The 16,906-nt window shown below is 72.1% G+C and carries 16 protein-coding genes; 12 read left to right on the top strand and 4 right to left on the bottom strand.

Annotated features, from left to right (window positions below):
- Window positions 1-35: 35 nt before the first annotated feature.
- A complete protein-coding gene (locus FVE25_RS00235; protein WP_157244310.1) occupies window positions 36-929 on the bottom strand; it encodes a TIGR03621 family F420-dependent LLM class oxidoreductase in 894 nt (297 codons plus the stop codon).
- Between the two features lie 91 nt (window positions 930-1,020).
- Between FVE25_RS00235 and FVE25_RS00240 the strand changes: the two genes are divergently transcribed.
- The 9 genes from FVE25_RS00240 (at window position 1,021) to FVE25_RS00280 (ending at window position 9,053) form a co-directional block, all read left to right on the top strand.
- On the top strand, window positions 1,021-1,788 hold the full coding sequence (locus FVE25_RS00240; protein WP_157244311.1) for a phytanoyl-CoA dioxygenase family protein: 768 nt from the start codon (window positions 1,021-1,023) through the stop codon (window positions 1,786-1,788).
- Complete coding sequence (locus FVE25_RS00245) at window positions 1,773-2,774, top strand: phosphotriesterase family protein (RefSeq protein ID WP_246266473.1); 1,002 nt, start codon at window positions 1,773-1,775, stop codon at window positions 2,772-2,774. The genes FVE25_RS00240 and FVE25_RS00245 overlap by 16 nt, the downstream gene beginning before the upstream one ends.
- Entirely contained in the window at window positions 2,720-3,904 is a 1,185-nt protein-coding gene (locus tag FVE25_RS00250; protein ID WP_157244312.1) for a cytochrome P450, read from the top strand. Before FVE25_RS00245 ends, FVE25_RS00250 begins: the two co-directional genes overlap by 55 nt.
- A 3-nt stretch (window positions 3,905-3,907) precedes the next feature.
- Window positions 3,908-4,768 (top strand): Gfo/Idh/MocA family protein, encoded by an 861-nt coding sequence (locus FVE25_RS00255; protein WP_157244313.1) that lies wholly within the window; start codon window positions 3,908-3,910, stop codon window positions 4,766-4,768.
- Window positions 4,769-4,979: 211 nt separating this feature from the next.
- Window positions 4,980-5,942 carry an ABC transporter substrate-binding protein gene (locus FVE25_RS00260; RefSeq protein ID WP_157244314.1) on the top strand — a complete coding sequence of 321 codons (963 nt, stop codon included), beginning with the start codon at window positions 4,980-4,982 and terminating at the stop codon, window positions 5,940-5,942.
- 44 nt (window positions 5,943-5,986) lie between these two features.
- A complete protein-coding gene (locus tag FVE25_RS00265; RefSeq protein WP_157245419.1) occupies window positions 5,987-6,979 on the top strand; it encodes a FecCD family ABC transporter permease in 993 nt (330 codons plus the stop codon).
- Window positions 6,976-7,749 carry an ABC transporter ATP-binding protein gene (locus FVE25_RS00270; RefSeq protein WP_157244315.1) on the top strand — a complete coding sequence of 258 codons (774 nt, stop codon included), beginning with the start codon at window positions 6,976-6,978 and terminating at the stop codon, window positions 7,747-7,749. The genes FVE25_RS00265 and FVE25_RS00270 overlap by 4 nt, the downstream gene beginning before the upstream one ends.
- Window positions 7,746-8,384, top strand: a complete 639-nt coding sequence (locus FVE25_RS00275; RefSeq protein WP_246266475.1) for an adenosylcobinamide amidohydrolase — start codon at window positions 7,746-7,748, stop codon at window positions 8,382-8,384. Before FVE25_RS00270 ends, FVE25_RS00275 begins: the two co-directional genes overlap by 4 nt.
- Window positions 8,385-8,447: 63 nt before the next feature.
- Entirely contained in the window at window positions 8,448-9,053 is a 606-nt protein-coding gene (locus tag FVE25_RS00280) for a Uma2 family endonuclease (protein ID WP_157244316.1), read from the top strand.
- Here FVE25_RS00280 and FVE25_RS00285 read toward each other — a convergent pair.
- Together FVE25_RS00285 and FVE25_RS00290 are read right to left on the bottom strand one after the other, a co-directional pair.
- Window positions 8,993-10,687 carry a hydantoinase B/oxoprolinase family protein gene (locus FVE25_RS00285; RefSeq protein WP_157244317.1) on the bottom strand — a complete coding sequence of 565 codons (1,695 nt, stop codon included), beginning with the start codon at window positions 10,685-10,687 and terminating at the stop codon, window positions 8,993-8,995. The genes FVE25_RS00280 and FVE25_RS00285 overlap by 61 nt on opposite strands.
- Window positions 10,684-12,642, bottom strand: a complete 1,959-nt coding sequence (locus FVE25_RS00290) for a hydantoinase/oxoprolinase family protein (RefSeq protein WP_157244318.1) — start codon at window positions 12,640-12,642, stop codon at window positions 10,684-10,686. The genes FVE25_RS00285 and FVE25_RS00290 overlap by 4 nt, the downstream gene beginning before the upstream one ends.
- A 106-nt stretch (window positions 12,643-12,748) precedes the next feature.
- On the opposite strand from FVE25_RS00290, the gene FVE25_RS00295 reads away from it, so the two are divergent.
- Together FVE25_RS00295 and FVE25_RS00300 are read left to right on the top strand one after the other, a co-directional pair.
- Window positions 12,749-14,209: a hypothetical protein gene (locus tag FVE25_RS00295; RefSeq protein WP_157244319.1), complete on the top strand. Its 1,461-nt coding sequence runs from the start codon at window positions 12,749-12,751 to the stop codon at window positions 14,207-14,209.
- Window positions 14,206-15,714, top strand: coding sequence for a serine/threonine protein kinase (locus tag FVE25_RS00300; RefSeq protein ID WP_246266476.1), 1,509 nt, complete (start codon window positions 14,206-14,208; stop codon window positions 15,712-15,714). The genes FVE25_RS00295 and FVE25_RS00300 overlap by 4 nt, the downstream gene beginning before the upstream one ends.
- Here the strand turns inward: FVE25_RS00300 and FVE25_RS00305 are convergent.
- Window positions 15,707-16,273, bottom strand: a complete 567-nt coding sequence (locus FVE25_RS00305; RefSeq protein WP_157244320.1) for a TetR-like C-terminal domain-containing protein — start codon at window positions 16,271-16,273, stop codon at window positions 15,707-15,709. The genes FVE25_RS00300 and FVE25_RS00305 overlap by 8 nt on opposite strands.
- 78 nt (window positions 16,274-16,351) lie before the next feature.
- Between FVE25_RS00305 and FVE25_RS00310 the strand changes: the two genes are divergently transcribed.
- Window positions 16,352-16,837 carry an FBP domain-containing protein gene (locus FVE25_RS00310; RefSeq protein WP_157244321.1) on the top strand — a complete coding sequence of 162 codons (486 nt, stop codon included), beginning with the start codon at window positions 16,352-16,354 and terminating at the stop codon, window positions 16,835-16,837.
- The last annotated feature ends 69 nt before the right edge of the window (window positions 16,838-16,906 follow it).

Here is a 16,906-nt window from a genome sequence, read left to right on the forward strand (position 1 = left end):
CAAACCAGGTGGCCATCGCGGCACTTCCCCGCAGGTCAGGCCAGCTCTTCCACGATCGGGGCGAACGCGTCGAGGTCCCGGTCGTGGTGGAGGACGAAGTAGGTCAGGCCATGTTCGGCCCGCCAGTGACGGAGTTTGTCGGAAATATCGTGACGGGTGCCGTGGAGGACCTGGGGGGTGGCGGCCAGGCCCGAGGTGTCGGCGTGGCTCCAGGCCGCCGCCTTGGCCTCGCCCAGTTCCAGGATGCTGGTGCCCAGCTCGATCGGCCCCGGGGCGGCGTCCTCGACCAGGGCGATCTTGGCGAGGAAGGCGTCCAGGCCGCCGTCGGCGGGGTCGGGTCCCGAGCCGTCCGGCAGCACCCGGGTCGTCAGGTTGACCGAGGCCGCCTCCCGCGCGGCCAGGCGCAGCAGCCGGGGGCCGCCGCCGGCCAGCAGCAACGGCGGACGCGGGCGCTGCACCGGCTTCGGATAGAGATCCAGGCCCTCCACCCGGTAGTGGGCGCCGTGATGGGTGAACGACCCCTCGCCCCACAGCCCCTTGAGCACGGCCAGCGCCTCGGCCAGCCGTTCCAGCCGTACGCCCGGCGGGTCCAGGGGCAGTCCCGCCGCCGCGTAGTCGCCGGCCATCCAGCCGGTGCCGATGCCGGGCTCGGCCCGGCCGTCGGACAGCACGTCCAGCGTGGCCAGCTCCTTGGCCAGGGCCGCCGGGTGCCGGAAGTCGTTGGCCAGCACCATCGTGCCCAGGCGCAGCCGCGTGGTGGCCGCGGCGGCCGCCGCGAGGGCGGGGATCGGGGCCAGGCGCTCGCCGACGAGGTGGTCGGGGACGAGCATCACGTCGAACCCGGTGCCCTCCAGCCGCCTGGCCTGTTCCGCCCACGCCTTGGCCGAGTCCGCCTGCCGTACCACCGCGCCGAACCGGAAGGGCCGCATGCGGACATCCAACCAAGCGCTTGGCTATCCGGCAAGGGCTCCTTCCCGTTCGCGCTGGACTTACCAAGCGCTTGCTACCAACATCGGGGTCATGGACATCCGGGTACGGCAGGCGAACGCCGACGAGGTCGCCGCCTTCAGGGAACAGGGGTGGGTACGGCTGGCCCGCCTGGTGGATCCGGCGACCGTGGACATGCTGCGCGAACGCGCCCTGGAGCACCTCCGCGACCGGCGCGACGCGGCAGGCGGCATCATCGACCAGGCGTTCGGCCAGTCCCGCGACATCGCCGAGCGGGACGAGGCGTTCGCCGCCCTGGCCGTCAGCCCCGCGCTGGCCGCCACCGCCGCCGCCATGCTGCACGACGTCGCCGCCGTCCGCGTCCAGGTGACGAACCTGCTGGTCAAGGAGCCGGGTGAGCACGGGGCCACCCAGTTCCACCAGGACTTCCCCTGGATGCCCATGGACCGCTCGGCCATGCTCACCGTCTGGCTCGCGCTCGTGGACGTGCCCGCCGACATGGGCGCGCTGCGCTTCTACACCGGCTCCCACCGCCACGGCCTGCTCGGGCGCAGCTTCACCGCCGAAGGCGACGACCAGCTCAGCCTGCATCCCTGGCTCGGCGACCTGGAGCTGTCGCCGCCGCTCGACCTCAAGGCCGGCGACGCCACCGTGCACCACGCCCTCACCGTGCACGGCGCCCCGGTCAACCGGCGCGCGGAGACCCGCCTGTCGTTCACCGTCACCTACTTCGACGCCGCCGCCCTCTACACGGGCGCGCCGTACAAGCAGACCGACGGGCTCGGCCTGCGCGTCAACGAGCCGTTCGAGCACCCGAGGTTCCCGTGCCCGAAACCGTGAAGGGGCCCGTCGCCGACCTCGGCGCGACGCTCATGCACGAGCACGTCTTCGGGCTGAGCCCCGAGATCCTCTGGAACTGGCCGGACATCCCCGAAGGCTGGGACCTGGAGGCCCGCGCCCGTGAGGCCGCGGGGAAGCTGGAGGCGCTCAAGGCCGAGGGCATCGACTCGATCGTGGACCTCACCGTCGTCGGCCTCGGCCGCTACGTGCCCGCCGTGCAGCGGGTGGCCGAGCTGACCTCGGTCAACATCGTGGCCGCCACCGGGCTCTACACCTACGACGCGCTGCCGCCGTACTTCGGCAACCGCGGCCCCGGCTCGCTCTTCGGCGGCCGGGACCGGCTGGCCGAGTTCTTCGTCCGCGACCTCACCGAGGGCATCGGCCGCACCGGCGTCAAGGCCGCCATGCTCAAGTGCGCCACGGACAAACCCGGCATGACCCCCAACTGCCGCCGCATCTTCCGCGCCGTGGCCGAAGCCCACCTGGCCACCGGCGCCCCCATCACCACCCACAGCCACGAGCCCGGCGGCCTCGACCAGCAGCGCCTGCTGGCCTCCTGCGGCGTGGACCTCTCCCGCGTGGTCATCGGCCACGCCGGCGACTCCACCGACCTGGCCTACCTCGAAGAGCTCCTGGCCGGCGGCTCCTACCTGGGCATGGACCGCTTCGGCATCGACACGATCAGCCCCTTCGCCGACCGCGTCCGGATCGTGGCCGACCTCTGCGCCCGCGGCCACGCCGGCCGCCTGGTGCTCTCCCACGACTCCTACTGCTTCAACGACCGCTTCGACGCCGACGTCGTACGGCGCCGCCACCCGGACTACCACCTCCTGCACATCTCCCGTGACGTGCTGCCCGCGCTGCGCGAGCGTGGCGTCACCGAGGCGCAGATCCAGCTCATGCTCGTCGACAACCCGCGAAGGATCTTTGGATGGACTTCGACGTCAGCTCCGACTGGCACGTCGCCGCGCCGTACGACTTCCTGAGGCGGTTGCGGCGCGAGCAGCCGGTCTTCCACAGCGCGCACCTCGGCGCCTACGTCCTGACCCGGCACGCCGACGTGCGTGCCGCCTACGGCGACCCCGTGCGGTTCTCCTCCAGGGGCTCTCTCACGATCTCGCGCAGCCTGACCGCCGCGACCAGGGAGAAGCTGGGCGAGCACGGCTCGTTCCTGTCCAGCTTCGTGGCGAACGTGGACCCGCCCGACCACACGCGCCTGCGCCGGTCGGTCTCGCGGGCGTTCACGCCACGGGCGGTCGCCGCGCTGGAGCATCGCTTCCGGGCGCTCAACGAGGACCTGCTGGACCGGATCGTGTCCCGGGGCGAGGCGGACTTCGTCCGCGACATCGGGCACGAGCCGTCGGTCAAGCTGACCGCCCGGTTCATCGGGGTGCCGGAGGCCGACGAGGCGCACGTGCAGGCGCACGTGAAGGACTGGTTCCAGCTGTTCCTGTCGCCGCAGCCGCCGGATCGCCAGCTCGAGCTGGCCGGGAGCTTCCTGGAGTACCTGGACTACGTCGACCGGCTGGTCGCCGCCCGGGCGCGCGAGCCGCGTGACGACTTCACCTCGCTGATGACCGGGCTGATCGGGCGGGAGCTGTCGCATCGGGAGGTGGTGGAGCTGATCTCCACGATCCTCCTGGGCGGCAACGACACCGTGCCCAACCAGCTCGGCAACAGCGTGCTGCGGCTGCTGCGCGAGGGCGTCTGGCCGGTGCCGCAGGACAGGCTCGGCAGGGCGGTCGAGGAGTGCATGCGCATCGACGGGGCCTCACTGGGCTCGTTCCGTCACGCCACCACTGACGTCTCCCTGCACGGGGCGACGATTCCGGCGGGGTCGCTGGTGCTGCTGTCCACCGACTCGGCGGCGCACGACGAGGCCGTCTTCGCCGAGCCCGAGGTCTTCGACCTCGACCGGCCCAACGCCGACGCGCACCTGGTCTTCGGCTACGGCATCCACTTCTGCGTCGGGGCGGCGCTCGGGCGGCTGCAGCTGCGCACCGCGCTGGAGGTGCTCGGCCGGCGGCTGCCCGGGCTGCGGCTGGTTCCCGGCCCGATCTCCTACCGGCGATCGATCGTCGGTCGAGGTCTGACTGAATTGCCGGTTAAATGGTGACTTATGGAGCCGGTGAAGGTCGGATTGGTCGGGGCGGGCCCGTGGGCGGAGATGGCGCACGCGCCCATGCTCGCCGCCAGCCCGGAGATCGAGTTCGTCGGCGTGTGGGCCCGCCGGCCCGAGGCCGCCGCACGGCTCGGCGCCCCGGTCTTCGAACGGCTGGAGGACCTCTTCGACGCCTCCGCGGCGATCTGCTTCTGCGTGCCGCCGGCCGTACAGGCTGAGCTGGGGGTGAAGGCGGCGCGGGCCGGGAAGGCGCTGCTGCTGGAGAAGCCGCTCGCCGACGCGCTCGACGGCGCGGAACGGCTGGCCGCGGCGGTCGCGGAGACGGGCGTGGCCTCGCAGATGCTGCTGACCCTGCGCTACGCGCCGCAGACCCGCGCGTTCCTGGAACGCTGCGCCGAGATCGACCCGTTCGGCGGCCACGCCGTCAACGTCAGCGCCGTGCTCTCCGGCGACCACCCGTTCGGCACGCCCTGGCGGCTGCAGCGCGGCGCCCTGCTCGACGTCGGCCCCCACGTCATCGACCTGCTCGACGCCGCCCTCGGCCGGGTCACCGGCGTACGCGCCCACGGCAACCCGCTCGGCTGGGTCGGCCTCCTGCTCGACCACGAGGGCGGCGCGGTGAGCGAGGTCTCCCTCTGCATGGCGGGCGCCGGCGACCTGCCACCCTCCCAGTTCGCCGTCTACGGGCGCAAGGGCAACGCCGTCCTGCCCGGCTTCGACGACGACCCGCTGGCCGTGGTCGCCGCGGAGTTCGCGCAGACCGTACGGCAGGGCGGCGGGCACCCGCTCGACGCCGCCCACGGGCTGAGGCTGCAGCGCATCATCTCCGAGGCGGAGATTCAAGTCACCACCCCTTGACTCCGACCACCATCGGAGCATTGATAGCGTTTGTCCGAAGCTTGTCCGAAGCGCAGTGTTGCAGCGAAGTCCGGTGCGAGTCCGGCGCTGTCCCGCAACTGTCACAGCCAGGTCGCCTGCCACGCGCTGACGTCATCAACCCTCGTGGAAAAGGGTGATCCGTCGCTCACCCGCGGGTCTCTCGGTTCCGACAGTGTGAAAGGACTTTCTCGTGAGGCCCGTACGCACGGCCTTCGCGGGCGCGCTGCTGGGAACGCTCGTCCTGACCGCCTGCGGTCAGACCGGCACGACCACCACCCCGTCCGCAGCCCCGTCTTCCTCCGCTCCCTCGTCCTCCGCCCCAGCGGCGGCCGGTTTCCCGGTGACGGTCCAGGCGGGCAACGGCGCCGTCACCCTGGAGAAGAAGCCCGAGCGCATCATCTCGCTCTCGCCCACCTCCACCGAGACGCTCTTCGCCATCGGCGCCGGCCCGCAGGTCGTCGCCGTCGACGACCAGTCCACCTACCCGGCCGAGGCGCCCAAGAGCGACCTGTCCGGCTTCAAGCCGAACGTCGAGGCCATCGTCGCCAAGAAGCCCGACCTCGTCATCCTGGCCAACGACCAGGACAAGATCGTCGCCGAGCTGGGCAAGCTGAACGTGCCCGTCCTGCTCGAACCGGCCCCGGTGAAGATCGACGAGGCGTACGACGAGATCGCCGACCTCGGCGCCGCCACCGGCAACAAGGACAAGGCCGACCAGGTCGTCACCGGCATGAAGGCCGAACTGGACAAGCTCTCCGCCAACGCGCCGAAGGCCAAGAAGCTCACCTACTACCACGAGCTCGACACGACGCCCTACGCCGCCACGTCCTCCACCTTCATCGGCCAGATCTACGCCATGTTCGGCCTGACCAACATCGCCGACCAGGCGCCCGGCGCCGCCGGCGGCTACCCCAAGCTGTCGGCCGAGTTCGTCGCCAAGTCCGACCCCGACCTCATCTTCCTGGCCGACGTCAAATGCTGCCAGCAGAGCAAGGACACCCTGGCCAAGCGGCCCGGCTGGAAGGGCCTGTCGGCGATCGAGAACGACCAGGTGATCCAGCTCGACGACGACCTCGCCTCCCGCTGGGGGCCGCGCATCGTCGACCTGGCCAAGGCCATCGAGGCCTCCGTCGGCAAGGCGGCCGCGAAGTAGTGCACGGCACGCGGCTCCGGCCCGCACGGGCGCGCCCGCTCTGGATGGCGGGCGCGCTCGTCCTGCTGGCCGCCGGCATGATCGCCGGGCTTCTGGGCGGCGCCGCCGGCATCTCACCCTGGCAGGTCGTGCTGCAGGCCGCCGACTGGCTGCCGTTCGTCACCGTCGACTCCGGGCTCGCGCCCATCGAGAAGGGCCTGCTGTACGAACTGCGCCTGCCCAGAGTGCTGGTCGCCGCCGTCGTCGGCGGCCTGCTCGCCCTGGCCGGTGCCGGCTACCAGGGCGTCTTCCGCAACCCGCTGGCCGACCCGTACCTGCTCGGCGCCGCCGCCGGCGCCGGACTCACCACGACGCTGGTCATCGTGCTGGTGCCCGCGCCGGTCCTCAGCATCCCCGTCGCCGCCTTCCTCGGCGCCCTCGGCGGCGTCATGCTGGCATACGTGCTCGGCAACACCGCCGGCCGCTCCGGCGGCACCGCCACCCTGGTCCTGGCCGGCGTCGCGGTCACCTCCTTCCTCACCGCGATCCAGACGTTCGTGCAGCAGTTCAAGGTCGAGGAGCTCCAGCGCATCTACTCCTGGATCCTCGGCGACGTCGGCGGCGGCTGGGACCAGTTCTGGCTCGTCCTGCCCTACGCCGCCGTCTCCGCCACCGCCCTGCTGCTGCACGGCCGCATGCTCGACGTCCTGTCCGTGGGCGACGACGAGGCCACCGCCCTCGGCGTCCACGCCTCCCGGGTACGGCTGGCCGTCCTCCTGGCCGCCTCCCTGGCCACCGCCGCCGCCGTCGCGGTCAGCGGCCTGATCGGCTTCGTCGGCATCGTCGTCCCGCACATCGTGCGCCGCCTGGCCGGCGGCTCCTACCGCATGGTCCTGCCCCTGTCGCTCATCGGCGGCGCCGCCTTCCTCGTACTGGCCGACCTGCTCGCCCGCACCCTCATCGCCCCCGCCGAACTGCCCATCGGCGTCGTGACCATGTTCGTCGGCGCGCCGTTCTTCGTCGTGGTGCTGCGCATGACCCGCCGGACCGCCACATGATCGCCGGCACCGGCCTGTCGGTCACGCTGGGCGAGCGCGAGGTGCTGACGGACGTCCACCTGTCCGTACGGCGCGGCGAATGGCTGGCCGTCATCGGCCCGAACGGCGCCGGCAAGTCCACCCTCCTGAAAGCGGTCATGGGCATCGTCGCCCACCGGGGCGAGGTCACCATCGCCGACCGCCCCGCCGCCTCCCTCAAACCCCGGGCCAGGGCCCGCCTGGTCGCCTACGCCCCCCAGAGCCCCGCCCTGCCACCGGACATGACCGTCTCCGGCTACGCCCTCCTGGGCCGCACGCCGTACATCTCCTATCTGGGCAGCGAGAGCCGCGAGGACAGAAGGATCACCGCCTCGGTGCTGGACCGCCTGGACCTGGGCCCGCTGGCCGAGCGCCGCCTGAGCGAGTTGTCCGGCGGCGAACGCCAGCGCGTGGTCCTGGCCAGAGCGCTCGCCCAGCAGGCGCCCGTCCTCCTGCTGGACGAGCCCACCACCGCCCTCGACCTCGGCCACCAGCAACAGGTCCTCGAACTCGTCGACCGCCTCCGCCTGGCCGACGGCCTGACCGTCGTCTCGACCCTGCACGACCTCACCGTGGCCGGCCAGTACGCCGACACCCTCCTCCTGCTGGCCCGCGGCCACGCCGCCGCCCACGGCCGGCCGGCCCAGGTCCTGACGGAGGCGCTCGTGGGCGAACACTTCGACGCCCACGTCAAGGTCGAACCGGGACCGGACGGCCGCCCGGTCGTCCACCTCGTCCGGGGCGGCCCGTGAACCTCACCTACCGGGTGGAGGACGGCGCCCGCCTGGGCATGCTGGTGTGGGACCTGGGCCCCGGCTGGCGCACGATCTCCTCGGCCATGCTCGGCGGCGGCATCGGCCCCCGCGCCTGGGTCCTCAACGCCCAGGTGGTCGCCGGATACGCCCGCATGGACCCGGCCGACCACCTGACCTCCCTGGCTCCGCCCGGCCTCGGGGTCGGCATGATGACCGCCGCTTCGGTGGACCGCTGCGTGTCCGCCTCGGACGGCGGCGTCACCGCCTGGGCCACGGTCGGCCTCCGCGTCCCCACCTGGGCCGCCGCCCCAGAAGGCGCGCCGGACCCCGAACTGGCCCCGATCCGCGTGGGCACGATCAACATCCTGGTCCGCTGCCCCGTGCCCATGACCGACGCCGCCCTGGTCAACACCGTCATGACGGTCACGGAGGCCAAGACGCAGGCACTGGCCGAGGCCGGGTATCCGGGTACGGGGACGGCTTCGGACGCCGTGTGCGTGGCGGTGCCCGAGGCGGGGGCGGAGGAGGTGTTCGGGGGGCCTCGGTCGGAGTGGGGGGCGCGCATCGCGCGGGCGGTTCATGCGGCGGTCCGGGAAGGCGCCGAAAAGTGGCGACCCGGTGACGGAAAGTAAGAAAATCCGGGGAAGTAGCATGTGGGCAAGGGCCGTGCTCGCGATACTGGGTGGGTGACCGCGATGGCAACGATCGAACCGACCGCCACGGAGACTGCGCTTCCCGGGGACACGGTTCTACCTGGAAAGCCGCCGTTCACCGTCGACGACCTGCTCGAGTTCCCGGATGACGGGAACCGCTACGAGCTCATCAACGGGAGCCTGCTGGTGAGTCCTGCCCCTTCCCCTCTCCACCAGCTTGCGATCTTCCAGATGCAGCGGCTTCTCTACGAAGCCGCACCGCCTGGGTTGCAGCCTCTCTCAACGGTGAACCTCAGAATCAGCGAGCGGACTTTCTTCATCCCGGACATCGCTGTCGTTCCCGTCAGGAGACTGCGTTCGGTGGAGCTGATGTTCGCCCCGAGCGACATACTCCTCGCTGTAGAGATCGTCAGCCCGACCACGAGAGTACGGGATCGCCTCGTCAAGGCTGCCGCCTACGCCGAGGCGGGTATCACCACCTACTGGAGGGTCGAACTGGACGAGGGCCCGGCGCTCTACGCCTACACCCTTGGCACTACGGGCTACGGGGACCCGCAGGTTCACCGAGCAGGGCAAGTCGCTGCTTTTCAGGCACCCTTTGAGGTTGCCTTCGATCCCGGCGTGCTCGTGGAGGCGCTTGACGAGTAGTCCTCCCTGGCACCGCGTTCGGTGATGTGGCCGGAGCGGAGGTCGGCTTCCACTTCCGCCCGGGGGCGGTCGTGGGGAGGGCCGATGCCGCCGCCGCCCGTGGTTTCGACGATGAAGGACTCCCCGGCCAGGAAAAGGACGTTGTTGACCTTGGCGGCCAGGCGTTCCAGGGTGCCGTCGGCCCGGCGTTTGTAGAAGCCGCCCACCCGGCCGGGCAGGCCGCCGGCGCGGCCCGGGGGAGGCAGGCGGAGGCGGTCGCCGCGGGTGGTCACGTGGCAGTCGGCCAGGAAGCGGTAGACGGTGCGGGTGCCCAGGCCGCCGCGCCAGCGGCCTGGGCCGCCGGAGTCCGGGATGGTCTCCACCGCCTCGACGACCAGGGGGCAGCGGGATTCCACCGGCTCGGCCTGGGGGACGGAGTTGCGGCCCAGGCCGAAGTGGACACCGGTGGCGTCGGGGCCGTCCAGGCCGTGGCGGGCGCCCACGCCGCCGAAGTCGTAGGCCAGGTGGATCCAGTAGGGAGCGCCCACGGCGGCGATCGAGAACGGCTGCAGGATGCCGCTCGCCGCGATCGCCCGCTCGGGCAGCGCGGCCGACAGGGCGGCGAAGACGGCCTCCATGGCGGCGTAGATCGGGACGTAACGGCCGCCGCACGGGTAGGGGGAGCGGGCGTTCAGCAGGGAGCCCTCGGGCAGGCGGATGTCCAGGGCGCGCAGGCAGCCTTCGTTCATCGGGATGGCCGGGTCCAGGAAGCAGCGCACCGCGAAGACGGCGGCGGCCAGCGACTGCGAGGCGGAGGCGTTGATCGCGGCGGGGACCTGGGGGCCGGTTCCGGCGAAGTCCAGGATCGCCGCCTCACCGGTCAGGGTGACGGTCACCCGGACGTGGTGCGGGGTGGCGGGGTCGTGGCCGTCGTCGTCGATGGGGTAGGAGGCGGTGTAGGCGCCCGGCGGGAGGCCGGCCAGGGCGGTTCTCGTCCTGGTCTCGGTGTGGTCCAGGTAGGCGTCGACGGCCGTGGACAGGCCCGCTTCGCCGTACTCCGCGATGAGGGCGCGCAGGCGGGCGGCGGCGACGGCGGTGCCGGCGATCAGCGCGCGGACGTCGCCCATGACCTTGTCAGGGGTGCGGCTGTTGGCCCGGAGGATGGCTTCGACCTGCGGGAGCACGCCGTCTGCCGTGGCCAGGAGGATGGGGGGCAGTTGCAGGCCCTCCAGGAAGATGTCGGTGGCCAGCGGGGCCATGCCGCCCGCCGACAGGCCGCCCAGGTCCGAGACGTGGATCATGGTGGCGGTGAAGTAGCGCGGGACGCCGCCGACGAACACCGGGCGGTACACCAGCAGGTCGTTGGTGTGGACGCCGCCCCGGTAGGCGTCGTTGAGCGCGTACACGTCGCCGTCGCGCATCACGGGGTGGTCCTTCAGCACCTCGGGGAGCGCGACCTTGAGCGCCATGCTGTTCATGAGCGTGGTAGCCGTCGAGTGGGCGATCAGGCGGCCGCCGGCGTCCAGGATGGCGGCGGAGGCGTCGGAGCCTTCGACGATGAACGTGGAGTAGGCCGAGCGGACCACCACGATGCCGGCCTCCTCCGCGGCCACGACCAGCGCGTGGTGGAGCACGTCGGCGGTCAGGTCCATCATGTCCGCTCCAGGAGTACGGCTCCCGCCGCGTCCGGCCGGGCCTGCCAGCCGGGCGGGATGACGATCGTGGCCTCCGGGTCCTCGACGACGGCGGGGCCGGTGAGCCGGGTGAACGCGCGGCTGGTGTGCACGGGGACCTGCGCCGGGCCCGCCTCCGGGAGGTGGATCGTCCTGGTCGCGGGGGGCCGCGGGTCCGGCGGTCCGGGCCTCAGGGGCGGGGCGGGTTCGGGGTGCGTCACCCGGACGCGGTAGCTGACGTGTTCGATCTCGCCTTGCTGCGCCACGCCGTACACCTGGGCATATTTCGTGAAGAATCCGGTGGGCAGGTCGTCCCACTCCACGGTCAGCTCGTGGGCCTGGCCGCGGAAGCGGGCGTCCACCAGGCGGGTGACGCGCAACGCCGACAGCGGGAGGCCCAGGTCGTGCGCCGCCTCGCCGGCCAGCGCGCGGAAGATCTCCTCCGGGGCGGCGGCGTGCAGCGCCGAGCGCACCCGTTCGGTGGCCGGCACCGCCGACAGCAGCCCGGCGGCCGAGGCGACGCCGCAGTGCGCCGGGACCAGAACCCGGCCGATGCCGAAGCGCTCGGCGACCCGGCAGGCGTGCATGGGGCCCGCCCCGCCGAAGGCCACCAGCGTGAACCCGCGCGGGTCGATGCCGCGCTGCACGGTGACCACGTGCACCGCCGACGCCATCGACGCGCACACGATCTCGTGTACGGCCAGCGCCGCCTCCTCGACCGGCACCCCGAGCGGCCCGGCGACGTGCTCCAGCGCCTTGACCGCCAGCGGCCGCGACAGGGGCATGGAGGCCGACGACAGGTATCCGAGCACGAGGTTGGCGTCGGTCACCGTGGGCTCGGCGCCGCCGCGGGCGTAGCAGGCGGGACCGGGGGAGGAGCCGGCCGAGCGGGGACCCACGCGCAGGACGCCGGCCGCGTCCACCCAGGCGATGCTGCCGCCCCCGGCGCCGACCTCGGCCAGGTCGATGGCCGGGGTCTTGATGGGGACGCCGGTGCCGGCGCGGCGCCCGCCGAAGCTGCCCTTGCCGCCCACGTGGAACTCGCGGGTCAGGCTGGGGACGCCGTCGCGCACCAGGCATGCCTTGGCCGTGGTGCCGCCCATGTCGAAGGAGATGACCGCGGGCAGCCCGGTCGCGGCGGCGGCCAGGACGCCGGCGGCGGGGCCGGACTCGATCGTGGCCACGGCGCGGCGGGCGGCGAGGTCGGCCGAGATGACGCCGCCGCCGGAGTCCATGACGTGCACGGGCGCGTCGATGCCCAGCTCCAGAAGACTGCCACGCAATCTGCCCAAATATCCGGACATGAGGGGGCCCACGTACGCGGACATGATCGTGGTCGTGGCCCGTTCGTACTCGCGGATCTCCGGCCAGATCTCGCTGGAGACGGCCACACCGGGCACGTGCTCGCGCAGGATCCGGGCCACGAGGCGCTCGTGGCCGGGGTTGGCGTAGGAGTGCAGCAGGCAGACCGCGGCCGAGGTGATGCCGCGGGCGGCGATCTCCCGCGCGGCCCGCCGTACCGAGTCCTCGTCGAGGGGGGTCAGGACGGAGCCGTCGCTGGAGACGCGCTCGGTCACCTCGAAGCAGTCCTCGGCGGCGACCGGCGGGGGCGGCGGGGTGAAGCGCAGGTCGTAGCGGTCCTCCTCGACGCGGGCGTAGCGGCCGAGGGGGATCATCGAGCGGAAGCCGCGGGTGGTGACGTAGGCGACGCGCACGCCCTTGCGCTCCAGGATGGCGTTGGTGGCCAGTGTGGTCGCGTGGACGACCCTGGTGACGGCGGCCGGGTCGGTCAGGACGTTGCGGATGCCTTGTGTCACGCCCGAGACCGGATCGTCATGCGTGCTGAGTACCTTGGCCACCGAGATCCGGCCGCCCGGGCCGCGCTGGACCACGTCGGTGAAGGTGCCGCCCACGTCCACGGCGATCACGTAGCTCATCGGGTCCACCGTAGGTTGCCGAGCAAGCGCTTGTCTATGTGCCGGGACCTTGACTTATGCCGGGTGGTTGGGAGGCTTGTCCTAACAATTTCGTAGGGGAGCGGAGATGGCGCGTCTCACAGCTCTGGCGGGCGCTGTGGCGGCGACCGGGATGGTCGCCGTGATGCTGCCCGGCCTGCCGGCCCTCGCCCATGAACACCCGAGCGGCATCACCGACCTGGTGACGCCCGCGGTGGTCCGGGTCGAGGCGACGGCGCACGTGGAGATCACCCTGCTGGACCACATCGGCGATCTCGTGCACGTGGAACGTGCCTACGACATCCCGATCGGCAAGGGCACCGGCCTCGTGGTGAATCCGGAGGGCGCCATCGTGACGCTCACCCGGATCGTGCAGAGCGCCGAGGACGTCCGCCTCTACGCCGCCAACAAGGTCTTCTCCGAGCATCACAAGGTCAAGGTGCCGCTGGACTTCAAGCGGCACCGGCTCGACGACCCGCAGCTCGACCGGCACCTGCGCGACTGCTACCCGCCCAAGCGGGCCACCGCCACGTGCCTCATCAACGTCACCCCCAGCATCACGATATTTCCGAACATCTCGCCGCCCGACCCCAAGGGCTTCGCCGCCGAGATCGTCAAGGCCGGCACGACCCCCGACAGCCCCGCCGTCCTCGTGCCCACCGGCCGCGCCGACGGCAGCGCCGGCATGCCCACCGCGCCCCTGGCCGACAAGGTCCCCGACAAGCAGGGCTCGCCCACCAACGTGGCCGGCTTCCTCGGCCGCCCCGCGCCCAGGCTCCAGCACACCGTCGAGATCGCCCACCTGGGCCAGGGCGGCGCCGGAGCGGGCGGGCGCCCGTTCGCCGACCCGGAGAAGAAGGTCGACGAGCCCGTCAAGCTCGGCGGCCTGGCCGACAAGGGCATGCTCGGCGCCCCCGTCATCGGCGACAAGGACGGCCACGTCATCGGCATGCTCGTGGGCGGCGGCAAGGACGCCCGCATGATCGGCGTCAGGGAGATCACCGGGGCCCTCGCCGGCGCCGGCGTCACCCCGCGGCGCGGCGCCATCGACGCCAACTTCGAGGCCGCCCTCACCCGCTTCCACACGAAGTACTACACCCTCGCCGCCCCCGGCTTCCAGCGCGTGATGGAGCTCTACCCCGGCCACATCGTGGCCGGCGCCCACCTGAAGACCGCGCTGGCCAAACGCGGCACCGCCGAGGACGCCGGCACCAGGCAGGCGCCGGTGAACCAGGGCGGCTCGATGCCGCTGTGGCCGTTCATCGCGGCCGCGGGCGTGCTGTTCGTGGCCGCCGCCGCGGGCGCCGTCCTGCTGTGGCGGCGCCGCCGTACCCCTGAGCCGCCGCCGGCGGCGCCGCCCCCGATCGGCGGCGCGCTGCCACGCTTCGACGAGGGCTCCACCGAGACGGTCGTGGTCCGGCGCGACCAGGCGCTGCAGCCCGCGCCAAACCCGGTCCTGACCGCCCCCGAGCAGCGCTACTGCACCGGCTGCGGCATGCGGCTCGGGCAGGGGCACCGCTTCTGCGGCTACTGCGGGCTGCCGACGTGAACGACAGGTCGCTGATCGGGCAAGAGGTCGCCGGATACGTCATCGAGAACGTCGTCGGCAAGGGCGGCATGGCCGTGGTCTACCTCGCGCTGGACCCGCGGCTCGGCCGCCGGGTGGCGCTGAAGATCCTCAACCCGGTGCTCAGCGTGGACGACCGCTTCCGCCAGCGCTTCATCCTCGAATCGCGCACCGTCGCCAGCATCGAGCACCCCAACATCATCCCGATCTACGAGGCCAACGCCGACCCGTCGGGCGTGCTGTACATCGCCATGCGCTACGTCGACGGCTCCGATCTGCGCCGGTTCATCTACGACCGGGGGCCGCTCCCGGTGGCGCAGGTCAACATGATCTTCGCCCAGGTGGCCGCCGCGCTGGACGCCGCCCACGCCCACGACCTGATCCACCGCGACGTGAAGCCGGCCAACATCCTGATGGCCGGCGACCACGTCTACCTGACGGACTTCGGCATCACCAAGCACCGCACCTCGATCTCCGGGCTCACCCAGACCGACCAGTTCATCGGCACGCCTCGCTACATGTCGCCCGAGCAGATCAACAAGGAGACCGTGGACGGGCGCTGCGACCAGTACGCGCTGGCCTGCGTGGTCTACGAGGCGCTGACCGGGCGGCTGCCGTTCCAGCGGGACAACGACATCGCCCTGCTGTGGGCGCACCTGGCCGAGCAGCCCGCGCCGCTGTCGCAGGTACGACCGGACCTGCCGCTGGAGGTGGACGGCGTCATGGCCAGGGCGCTGGCCAAGTCGCCCGACCAGCGCTACCCGAGCTGCACCGCGTTCGTGGCCGCCCTCCGGGACGCGATCAGCGGGCACGCCGCCGAGACCGCCCCGAGGACGCCGCCGGCCGTCTTCGCCGCCACCAGGCCCTCCCGGGTACGGCGGGGCGGCAAGCTGCCGATCGTGCTGGCGGCGCTGACCGCGGCGCTGGCCGCCCTGGTGCTGGTGGTGCTCTTGCTGGTGAACCAGCGGGGCGAGTCCTGGTCCAGGTACCAAAGCAGCGTCGCGGCCCCGCTGACCTTCGACTACCCGGCCGGCTGGATCGCCGTCACCCATGAGGACGTGTTCGCCGTGGTGTCGCCGCGGGCGGCGGAGTTCGAGGCGTTGTTCGTGTCGGGGGCCAACGCCGACTGGTCGCAGGTGGCGCCCATCATCGCCGCCGACCCGGCCGTCGCCTCGGGGGTCTACGCCCAGGTGTCGGACACCCTCGACGGCGTCGCCACCGCCGACCAGATGAAGTCCACCCTGGAGGGCCTGCTGCCCGGCCAGGTGACCATCGCCAGGAACCCGGTGCAGGACCAGGCCGGCAGCAGCCCGGCCCGCAGCTTCCAGGGCACGCTCCAGGATCCCAAGGGAGCCTCCCGCCTGGGCTTCGTCGGCTACGTGGTGGAGCGGCCGGTCAAGCCGCTGCTCCTGCTGTACTTCTGCGCCCGCTCCACCTGCGACGACGCCACCCACACCCGGGTACGGCAGAGCGTGCGGGTCAGCTAGGCCAGGTGCGCAGCGCGACGTCGAGCGTGTCCAGGATGCGTGCCCAGGAGGCGTCGGCGCTGCGCGGGTGGTGGCTGAAGCCGCCCGAGCGCTCCAGGCCGACGAAGCCGTGGAAGGTGCTGCCGAGCAGGCGGACCGCGTCGGTCTGGGCGGGTTCGGGCAGGGCGTAGCCGCGCAGGATGGCCCGCATCATCTCCGCGTGCCGTCCGGCGGCGCCGGCCCTGACGGTCTCCGGGTCGAGTTCGACCTGGGCGGCGGCGTATCTGCCCGGGTGCTCCCTGGCGTAGTCGCGGTAGGCGTTGGCGAAGGCGGCCAGCGCGTCCTTGCCGGCCCGCCCGGCCAGCGCGGCGGCGGCCCGGTCGGCGAGTTCGGCCAGGGCGAGCAGGGCCACCCGGACGCGTAGCTCGTGGGCGTTTCTGATGTGGGAGTACAGGCTGGCGTCCTTCACGCCGAAGCGGCGGGCCAGCTCGGAGACCGTCACGTTCTCCAGCCCGACCTCGTCGGCCAGGTCGGCCGCCGCTTCGGCGAGCCGTTCGACGGTCACTCCGGCTCGTGCCATGCCGCCTCCTTTCCTAGGGCTCCTAGGATTCTACTTAATCATTTGTATCCCTGCCATAGGGGAAGTAGCTTCGATGCCATGGACCCCATCACCGAGCGCGAGATCCGCGCGTCCTTCGTCAACTGCACCAAGGGCGAGGCCAAGCGGCTGGCCGTACCCCGTGACCTGGCCGAGCGGCCCTGGGCCGACCTCGACTTCCTCGGCTGGCAGGACCTCGCCGCGCCCGCCCGCGCCTACCTCGTCGCCCGGCACGGCGACAGGCTGGTCGGGGTGGCGCTGCGCCGGGCGGCGCCCAACGCCGGGCACACGCGGCGCAGCCTGTGCTCGATCTGCCTGACCTCGCACTCCGGTGACGGCGTCTCGCTGCTGACGGCCCGGCGCGTCGGGGGTGACGGCAACTCGGTCGGCGCCTACATCTGCACCGACCTGGCCTGCTCGCTCTACCTGCGCGGCAAGAAGGACGCCGGCCCCGGCTCGCGCATCCACGAGTCGCTCACGCTCGACGAACTGGTCGCCAGGACGCGGGGGAATGTGGCCGGGTTCCTTCAGAAGGTGCTCGCCTGAAGGGACTAGCGCTGCACCCCCACCCTTCGTGTATATTTTTCGTCAATAAGTGACTTTGGCAGGAGATAT

Origin of the sequence: Nonomuraea typhae (genome assembly GCF_009760925.1) — a bacterium.
In the GTDB taxonomy this organism is placed as follows: domain Bacteria; phylum Actinomycetota; class Actinomycetes; order Streptosporangiales; family Streptosporangiaceae; genus Nonomuraea; species Nonomuraea typhae.